Genomic DNA, 8972 nt, shown 5'->3' with positions numbered 1-8972 from the left:
ACCACCAGCCCGCCCCGGCCAGCGCGGCGACCACCAGCCCGGCCAGCGCATAGACGCCGGCCCGCGACGGCGGCTTCGCATGCGGATCCGGCATCAGCTCGGCCGGCCGCGTGGACGGCGTCACCACCGTCGACGCACCGAGGTCCGGCGGCACCGGCAACCCGCCGCGCGTGCTGCTGCCCAGCAGTTGCGACGACGCATGCCCCAGACCGTGCCCCTGCCCACCCGGCAGCAAGGCCCGCAGCGCCGCCATGTCCTGCGGCCGGTCGTCCGGCTTCACCGCCAGCCCGGCATCGATGGCGGCCAGGAACTGCGGCGAATACCGCCCCGCCCCCGCCTGCACCGCCGGCTGCAGGTCGTCGGTGACGAGCCGGCTCACCGATGCGAGCGGCGCCCGCCCGGTGATCGAGGCATACAGCACCGCGCACAGCGCATATACGTCGGTCCACGGCCCCTGGCGCATCGCCTTCGATTCGGCGTACTGCTCCACCGGCGCGTAGCCGGCCTTCAGGATCACGGTGAGCGCCTGCGTCGCATCGCCGATCACGCGGCGCGCCGCGCCGAAATCCAGCAGCACCGGCCGCATGCTCGCCGCGCCGCCGAACTGCGTGCTCTGCTGGTTCAGCAGCAGGATGTTGTCGGGCGCGATGTCGCGGTGGTAGCAGCGCTGGTGGTGCATCAGCTCCAGCGCGTCGATCAGCGGGTGCGCCACGCCGAGCAGCAGCGCCTCGTCGGGCCGGCCGTGCTCGATCAGCCACTGCTTCAGCGTCGGACCTTCGTAGTACGGCATCACCATGTAGGCGGTGCCCTGCTGTTCCCAGAAGCGGTACACCTTGACGAGCGACGGGTGGTCGAACGCGGCCAGCAGCTGCGCCTCGTTGACGAAGCTGCGCAGGCCCAGCTCGAAGGTCTCGCGGTGGCGCGCCGAGCGCACCGAGACCTCGCATTGCGGGCCGCGCGTCGCGAGCGTCGCCGGCATGTACTCCTTCAGCGCGACCACGCGGCCGAGCTGGGTGTCGCGCGCCAGGTAGACGATGCCGAAACCGCCCTCGCCGACCAGGCCCTCGACCACGTACTCCTGCAGCCGGAACCCGTTCGGCAGCGAGTTGCCGCCGTCGAGCGGCGCACCGGTCTTGACGACGGTGCGGTCGTCGTCCGGCGCCGAAGTCGAATCGCTCACCAGCGCCCCTCCAGCAACTCCGAGAAGCAGTCCGGCGGCGGCAGCCCGGGCGCCACCGACAGGCTGTCGTCGGGCGCCGACGCATGGTCGGGCCACCACAGGCTGTGGCCGGTGTAGCGGCGCATCGCCTCGGCCACCACCAGCCCGTCGATCCATTGCGGCAGGCTCGCGGCGCCCGCATAGGTGTAGCGCAGCCGGCCCGGCATTGCGGTGGCAGCAGGCTCGACGCTGTGCCGCTCGGCCTGCCACGACGGCGCGCGCGCAAGCGCCGATTCAAAATCTTCGACCGTCGCACCGGCCCCCAGCGTGCCGAGTGCGGCAGCACTCAGGTGCCGGTACCAGCCGTCCAGCGCCTGGATGCCCTCCAGCGTCTCCGGCAGGTCGTGCGCGGTCTGCGCGACCACCAGCGGGAAATAGCGGCCGACCTTGTCGACGCTCGGCATCAGCACGCCGGCCCACCATTCGCTGTCGATCACGCCGGGCGCCCAGGCGAAGCGCCAGATCGGCCCCGTGAGGTACACATCGAGGAACTGCGCGCCGAGCCGCGTGCGGCTCGCGTCCATGCCCTTCGACAACCACGCATCGCAGGCATCGACGAACGGCTGCGGCAGCCGCCGGCTCGCGAAATCGCCCAGCATCGCGAGCTTGCCGAACCAGCCCGGCGCCTGCGTGCCGACGCCGCTGATGAACTGGTCGATGCTGAAGTCGTGGCTCACAGCTTGCCCGGGCATGAGAACTCTTGCAGCTCGGGCAAGCGGAACGGGTTGCGCACGCTGCTCGCGGTGACCAGGAACACCGCCTTGCGGTTGTCGATGTTGAAGGTCGCCTTGAAGCGCTCCGGCGCGCCGGCCGCCTCGACCTGCTGCTTGTCGAACAGCCGGAACAGCGCCCACGGGCCTTCCCGGGTGTCGCCCGACAGCCCGCTCGCCGACACCGGCGTCAGCGCCACGCGCACCTGCGTGCTGCCGCGCGGCCCCGGCCACTGGATCGAGGCCGGGATCTGCGGGCCGTGCGCATACTTGACGAGCTGGCCGTCGACGTCGAGCGTGAACTGCGTGATGTTCGGGTCCATCTCCATCGGCTTGAAGTCGAGCCGCAGCCCCGGCGCGGTGCCGCCGCCGCGGAAGAAGGTGTCGCGGATCACCGCCGCATGCTGGAACTGCAGCAGCGTGGAACTGTCGGCACCCATCGATGCGCCGTCGATCTTCTTGAAGCTCCACGGCCGCGTCGAGGTGTCGACGAAGTTCACCAGGTTCTTCTGGAAGAACGCGTCGAACAGCCCGCCCGGCGCGAACACGCGGGCGAAGTCTTCCTGCGTCACGTCGCGGCTGCTGCCGCGCGCGAACGGGTAGCGCCCGCTGATCGCCTGGCGGCAGAACTCGCCGATCTCGGCATTGATCGAGTTGCCGATGTTGCTGCGCGTGATGTCGAGCGCCGCCTTGGTACCGCTGACCGACAGCGTGTTCAGCAGCGAGCGGGTCGGCTCGGGCAGCCGCGCGGCCTCGGCCTTCACCTTGTTCGGCACGTCAGAGGGCGGCGGCACGTTGCCGCCCTTCACCGCGGTGTCGGCCGCGGTCAGCAGCGTGTAGACCTCGTTGATCAGCGCGATGGTCGAGTCGATCGGCGCGGCCTTGCCGTCGACCGCCCGTGTCTGCTGGCGCAACGCGAYGAAGCGGTCGTCGACGATGCTCTCGATGCGCTGGCCCGGCCCGAGCGGCGTGGCCGGCGCCTGGTTGCCCAGCAGCCGCAGCAGTTCCTCGCGCGAGCGCTGGATCGCGTCGCGCGCCTTGGTCTCGACCTTCGACGCCACGTCCTTGCTGTCGCCGAGCGTGGTCTCGCGCGACATCGCCTTCAGCAGCGGCACCAGCGGGTTGTCGGGCGCCGACAGCACGCGCGACATCTGCACCGCCTGCGACAGGTTGGCCGTCGGCAGCATCTTCACGTCGGCGATGAACTCCTCCCACACCGTGACGTAGTCGGTCAGGTACAGGCGGCGCACCTCGTCGGCGAGCTGCTGCTGCACGTCGAGCGAGCGCAGCGCGTTCTGGCGATTGCTGTCGTTGACGCCCAGCACCCAGCTCTCTTCATCGGCCAGCGTGCGCGCGACGCGCTCGACCTCGCGCTGGAAGCCCTTGTGGTAGCCGTCGTAGGTGAAGAGCCCCGGCACGCCCTTGGTCAGCGGCTGGCCGCTCATGCGCGTGAACACCAGGCCCGCGCCGGCACCGGCCGCCTTCGCCACCGTGAACTCCGGGATGTCGGCGCCGACGCCCTGGCGCTTCAGGCGGCGGTACACGCGCTCGGTGAGCGGTGTCGCGATCAGGCGGGCCCGCGTCTGCGCGACCAGCTGCTTGTCCTCGGGCAGCGGCGACACCGCCTGGCCCTCGGCCAGCAGCGCGTCGAGGTGGGATTCGAGCTCGGCGCGCTGCTCGGTGGTCACCGAGCGCGGCAGGTTCGTCTCCCAGTCGGCCATCACGTAGAGCTTGAGGGCGGCCGGGTCGAAGCGCTCCGGGTCGTAGAGCATCACGTAGGCCTTCAGCGCCTCGTACTGCAGCTCGGGGTTGTCGAGGCCGGTCTTCAGGCGGTCCTCGATGCCGAGCGCGATGCGCGGCAGCACCGCGTCGGTCAGCATGCGGCGGTAGGCCTGCTGCGACGCGCCATCGAGCTTGCGGCCCTGGTACAGCCCGAAGCCGTGGCTGAACGGCACCGAGTCGCCGATGCCGGCCCGCGCCAGGTCGCGCGTGGCCTGCAGCGCCGGCAGCAGCACCAGGATGTCGGGCGACGCGCGGTTCGGCGTCGACTGCACCAGCTTGCGCACTTCTTCGACGGTGGCATCCACCTTCGCGATGTAGCGCTGGTTGTTGACGTAGCTGACGCCCCAGGCGAGCAGCACGCCCAGCGAGACGATGCCGAGCGCCGCATAGGCGGCCGTGATCATCCAGGCGCGGCGGCGCTCCCATTTCAGGTCGGTGCCGGCCAGCGCGGCCTCGCCGAACACCACTTCCTTCAGCAGCCGCGACAGGAAGAAGCTCTTGCCGCCGGACTGCAGCGGCGGCAGCACCGTGCGCTCGAGCCGGTAGGTGCGCGCGATGCGGCCGAGCATGCGGTCGATCGGCGTGCCTTCCTGCGTGCCGCTGATGAAGTACACGCCGCGCAGCAGCGGGTGGGCCTCGAACTGCGACGGCGAGAAGACCTGGTCGATCCAGTCCTTCAGCAGCCCGCGCAGCGCCTCGAACTGCTGCGGGAAGCCGTAGATGCGGGCACGGCGCTGCGGGTCGCGCTCGAGTTGCAGGCGGTCGATCAGGCCGTCGGTGAGGCGCTTCTCGAGCGCGTCGAACTCGGCCGGGAACACCGAGAGATCGGTGTGCTGCTGCTTGTCGAGCTTGAAGGTCATGCCCCACGGCGTCGCGCGGGTGTCCTTGTCGACCTCGCCCAACGTCTCCATGAAGCCCGACAGCAGGTCGCACTTGGTGACCAGCAGGTAGATCGGGAAGCGCATGCCCAGGTGCTGGTGCAGCTCCTGCAGCCGCAGGCGCACGGTGGCGGCGTGTTGCGCGCGCTCGTTGACGTTGGCGGTGAGCAGGTCGCTGACCGACACGGTGATCAGCACGCCGTTCAGCGGCTGGCGCGGCCGGCTGCGCTTGAGCAGGTCGAGGAAGCCCTCCCAGGCCTTGCTGTCGGTGTTCTTGTGGCTGTCCTGCGTGGTGTAGCGGCCGGCGGTGTCGATCAGCACCGCCTGGTCGGTGAACCACCAGTCGCAGTTGCGCGTGCCGCCGACGCCCTTCACCGAGTGTTCCCCCATCGCTGCGGCGAGCGGGAAGTTGAGGCCGGAGTTGACCAGCGCGGTCGTCTTGCCCGAGCCCGGTGCGCCGATGATCACGTACCACGGCAGCTCGTACAGGTAGCGCTTGCCGAGGCGCGACGTGAGGCCGCTGAACGCGCCGGCAACGCCCGTCTTGCCGGTGTCGAACTTCGCGTTGCGCAGCGTCTGCAGCGCCTTCTGGAAGCGCTCGTTCAGCGTCTTCAGCTCGGCGTTGGCCGGATCGTCGGCGGCCGTGCCCGCCACCGGCGTCAGCAGCTGGTCGACGACGCGCGCATTGGTCTTGCGCGCACGGAAGTACTGCCACAGCTTGCGCAGGATCACGAGGCCGACGATCACGCCGATGAACACCAGGCGTGCTGTTGCACTTTCCAGGGGTCTCCAGGTGCCGATCGCGATCAGCGGCCCGACGATCCAGATGACGAGGGACAGCGCGATCAGCCCGAGGATCAGCAGGAACCACGGGTTGAGCAGGACACCGAGCAGCTTCTTCATGATCCGGTTCCGGGAGCCGAGGCCGCGGGCGTCGCGCCGCGCGAGATGAACAGGGTGATTTCGACGCGCCGGTTCAGCGCGCGGTTGGCCGGCGAGTCGTTGGCGGCCACCGGCTCGCCATCGGCGCGGCCCTCGGCCTTGACGCGGTCGGCGGCGACGCCGTAGCCCACCAGGATGTCGCGCACCGTCTTCGCGCGCTCCTCGGACAGGTGCCAGTTCGACGGGAACTGCGCGGTGCGGATGCGCACGTTGTCGGTGTGGCCGGTCACCAGCACCGAGCCCTGCACCTGGGCCAGCGCCTCGGCGATGCGCTTCATCAGCGCCTCGCGGTCGCTGGTGAGCGCCGCGCTGGCGGGCGGGAACAGGCCGTCGCCGCGGATGATCACCACGCTGCGGTCGACCTCGTCGCGCACCGTGACCAACTCGGCCTTGATGTCGTTGACGAGGAACTGCGCGAGCCGCGGCTTCGGTGCCGGCAGCTTGACCGGCGGGGTCGGCGGGATCAGCCGCAGTTCCTGGATGCGGCCGTAGACCGGGTCGGAATCGCCGCTCAGCCGCCACGACAGGCCGAGGTAGATCGCGACCACCAGCAGCATCACGACGGCGCTGGCCACCCACAGCGGCAGCCAGGTCAGCATCGAGCGGCGGGTCGCGGCCTCGCCGCGCCAGTTCTGCGCGAGCGGCTGCGGGTAGTCGCCGCGCTCCTTCTTGATGATCTGCGCGAGCCGCTCGCGCACCGCCTCGAGCTGCGCGCGGCCACCGTCGACGACGCGGTAGCGGCCCTCGAAGCCCAGGCACAGCGCGGCGTAGATCAGCTCCAGCAGGTCGCGGTTGCCGCCCGGGTTCTCGGCCAGCTTGGCCATCAGCTGGAACACCTTCTCGCCGCCGCCGGTCTCGTTGTGGAACATCGCCAGCAGGCTGTGGCGGCCCCACTGGCCGGAGGCGCCCCACGGCATGGTGGCGGCCACCTCGTCGAGCAGCGTGCACAGGATGTAGCGCGCGGCCAGCACGCGCTCGGGCGTGATGCCGCGGGCGCGCGCCTGCGCCTCGAATTCGCGCAGGCCCTGGGCGATCGATTCGCGCAGCGCGGCCGGGTCGGCCAGCTGGGTGGAGGCGCGGATCTGCGGCACCAGCGCCAGCAGCGGGTTCGCCAGCGCCACCAGCGGGTTCAGGCCGCTGTCGCTCGGCCCGATGTCGGCCGCCACGTCGGCTCCGGCGGGCTGCTGCGGCGCGTGCTGCGGACGCGAGGGCATGGCGGTCGTGCGCCCGCCCGGCGTCGGCATGATGAAGGTGCGGCCGGTGTCGACTTCGGCAAACGGATCGTCGGGGGAAGAGGGGCTCATCGCGCTCACCACGTTCTTTCTGGCTTACTTCACTGGCTTCTGATGGCCCACAGCTCGAGCTCGAGGCCGGGGAAGTCGCCCGCGATGTGCATCGCGACGTGGCCGTTGGACGAGACGGCCTTCCACAGCTCGCCGCTGCGGTCGAGCTCGAAATAGAAATACCCCGCATGGAACGGCAGCTGGCGCGGCGCGACCGGCAGCGAGCGCAGCCCGATGCCGGGCAGCTGCAGGTTGACCAGATCGCGGATCTTGTCGACCGGGCCGATCTTGGTCTGTGCCGGGAAGCGCTGGCGCAGCTGCTCGCCCGGCACCTGCGCATTGACGGCCAGCACGAAGGTGCCGGTGCGCGCGAGCTCCAGGTCGTCGACGACGGCGGTGCGCACGCCGTGCGTGCGGGCGACCAGCTCGATCTGCAGCGCGTTCTGCTCGAGCACGGCCGTCAGCATGCGGCGCAGCTCGGCGAACACCGGCGCGAAGCAGGCGTTCAGGTCGTCGTGCCGGTACGGCGGGAATTCGGGCGGGCGGCGCGTGCTGCTGGCCAGCGTGGCCAGGTCGCCGGCCAGGCGCAGGCAGTCGCGGTGCAACTCCTTCGGGTGCGCATTCGGCACCGCGGTGTGCTGGCTGAAGATCGGCTCGTTGCGGTTCAGCGTCTGCAGCATCAGGAAATCGGCCAGCTCGGAGACGCCGTGGCTCAGCTGCCCCATGCGGCCGGCGAGCGCCTGCGCGCGCTGCAGGATCAGGCCGTGCAGCAGCGAGGCGCTGGCCGACAGCTGGGCGGTGGCCTCGATCGCCACCTGCGGCGGGATGTAGCTGCGTTCGAGCGTGACCTGGCCGTCGCTGCGGCGCTCGGCCACCAGCGCGACGCCGAGCAGCGCATAGGCCTCGGTGGCCTCCTTCGCGCGCACGAAGCGCATGCGCAGCCGGCCGGTCTGGATGGCGGCCGGCTCGTCGCTCGCGTCGGTGTTGTCGCGCACGTTCTCTTCGGCGGCCTCGAAGCGGCACAGCTCGTCGGTGCCGCTGAAGTCGACCTCGTTCAGGCCCTGGCGCTGCAGCGGCAGCGCGAGGTAGATCAGCTCGCCCTTCACGTCGGCCGGCACCTCGATCGGCGGCGGCAGCGGGTCGAGCAGCGGCATCGAGAACGGCGTGCCGTCGGGCAGCAGGCCGGCGGCGCGCGTGAGGCCCAGCTTGCCGAGCGCGAGCAGGCCCTCGTCGATCTCCAGTTCGGAGAAGCCCCAGGCGAACGGCGTCACGCAGCGCGTGCGTGCATCGACCAGGCGCTCGATGTAGCGGGTTTCCTGCTGGAAATGGTGGGGCTGCAGGAACATGCCCGACGACCAGACGACCTTGGCGCGCCAGCTCATGGAGAGATCCGTCCGTTCACGGTGGGGGGGTGTGTTTCAGGGCTTGATTTCAGGCTGCGTGCGGGTGGCCTGCACGGCGATGTCGTCCAGGCTGACGGCGACGATGTTCGTGCGGTTCGGGGCCACCGGGATCACGGCGCGCCAGCGGGCGCGCTCGAGTTCGCGGAAGGCGACCATCACGCCGATGAACTTGGTCTCGGGCGACAGTTTCTTCTCGAGCGGGCGCTTTTCGCCAGGACGCAACACGAATTCCTCGCGCGACACCAGATCGGGGCCGAGCACCTGCTGTTCGCGTTCGAACAGCGAGACGAAGTCGGCCGACTCGAACTGCGCGTTGGCCTTCAACTCGAAGACGCGCACGACGACCGGGGAGGCCCGCTTGCGCGCGTCGGGGTTGATCTGGGCGCCGGCGGCGACCTCGCCTTTCAGCGTGGCGGGACCGGCGAAGGGGTTGAACTTCTCGACGGTGGTGCAGCCTGCGACGAGGCCGAGAACGGCCAGCGCGGCGGTGATGAGCAGTTGGCGCATGGGACGGCGGATGGGGTGGGGGGAATGGGCAAACGGACTGGCGCCCGCAGGATAGCGGTCGCTCTCACCCGTCAGTCGTGACTTAGGTAATGAGAGCGCCGGCTGGCGCGGCAGGCCGGTTGACGAAGGTCAGTTGGACCGGACGCGGACGACGCCTAGGCTCGCGCCATGCCCTACCCTGCGCCTTCTTCGCCCCGTTCGCCGCGCCTGCTCGCCGTGCTGGCTGCACTGGCGCTGGCCGCCTGTGC

Annotated in this window: 6 protein-coding genes; all 6 read right to left on the bottom strand. The window is 70.4% G+C overall.

The features are described 5' to 3' along the window. On the bottom strand, positions 1 to 1180 hold a 1180-nt coding region (locus AC1DXV_RS27270), incomplete at its 3' end, for a serine/threonine protein kinase (RefSeq protein ID WP_477936503.1). Next, complete coding sequence (gene tagF / locus AC1DXV_RS27265; protein ID WP_082004388.1) at positions 1177 to 1911, bottom strand: type VI secretion system-associated protein TagF; 735 nt, start codon at positions 1909 to 1911, stop codon at positions 1177 to 1179. The genes AC1DXV_RS27270 and tagF, both read right to left, overlap by 4 nt. After that, positions 1893 to 5492: a type VI secretion system membrane subunit TssM gene (tssM, locus tag AC1DXV_RS27260; RefSeq protein ID WP_477936501.1), complete on the bottom strand. Its 3600-nt coding sequence runs from the start codon at positions 5490 to 5492 to the stop codon at positions 1893 to 1895. Before tssM ends, tagF begins: the two co-directional genes overlap by 19 nt. Then, positions 5489 to 6835 carry a DotU family type VI secretion system protein gene (locus AC1DXV_RS27255; protein WP_477936499.1) on the bottom strand — a complete coding sequence of 449 codons (1347 nt, stop codon included), beginning with the start codon at positions 6833 to 6835 and terminating at the stop codon, positions 5489 to 5491. Before AC1DXV_RS27255 ends, tssM begins: the two co-directional genes overlap by 4 nt. Before the next feature lie 29 nt (positions 6836 to 6864). Next, entirely contained in the window at positions 6865 to 8196 is a 1332-nt protein-coding gene (gene tssK / locus AC1DXV_RS27250) for a type VI secretion system baseplate subunit TssK (RefSeq protein ID WP_477936497.1), read from the bottom strand. A gap of 36 nt (positions 8197 to 8232) precedes the next feature. Continuing rightward, on the bottom strand, positions 8233 to 8724 hold the full coding sequence (gene tssJ / locus AC1DXV_RS27245) for a type VI secretion system lipoprotein TssJ (RefSeq protein ID WP_477871445.1): 492 nt from the start codon (positions 8722 to 8724) through the stop codon (positions 8233 to 8235). Positions 8725 to 8972 lie beyond the last annotated feature (248 nt).

This window comes from Rhizobacter sp. P3_C12 (assembly GCF_056402735.1).
Note: the sequence above shows the minus strand (reverse complement) of the source record. Positions and strands in the feature narration are given on the sequence as shown.

Bases quoted from the DNA above. Each gene is read 5' to 3' on its own strand.
- tssJ (WP_477871445.1), bottom strand. From the start codon at position 8,724: ATGCGCCAACTGCTCATCACCGCCGCGCTGGCCGTTCTCGGCCTCGTC.
- tssK (WP_477936497.1), bottom strand. From the start codon at position 8,196: ATGAGCTGGCGCGCCAAGGTCGTCTGGTCGTCGGGCATGTTCCTGCAG.
- AC1DXV_RS27255 (WP_477936499.1), bottom strand. From the start codon at position 6,835: ATGAGCCCCTCTTCCCCCGACGATCCGTTTGCCGAAGTCGACACCGGC.
- tagF (WP_082004388.1), bottom strand. From the start codon at position 1,911: ATGCCCGGGCAAGCTGTGAGCCACGACTTCAGCATCGACCAGTTCATC.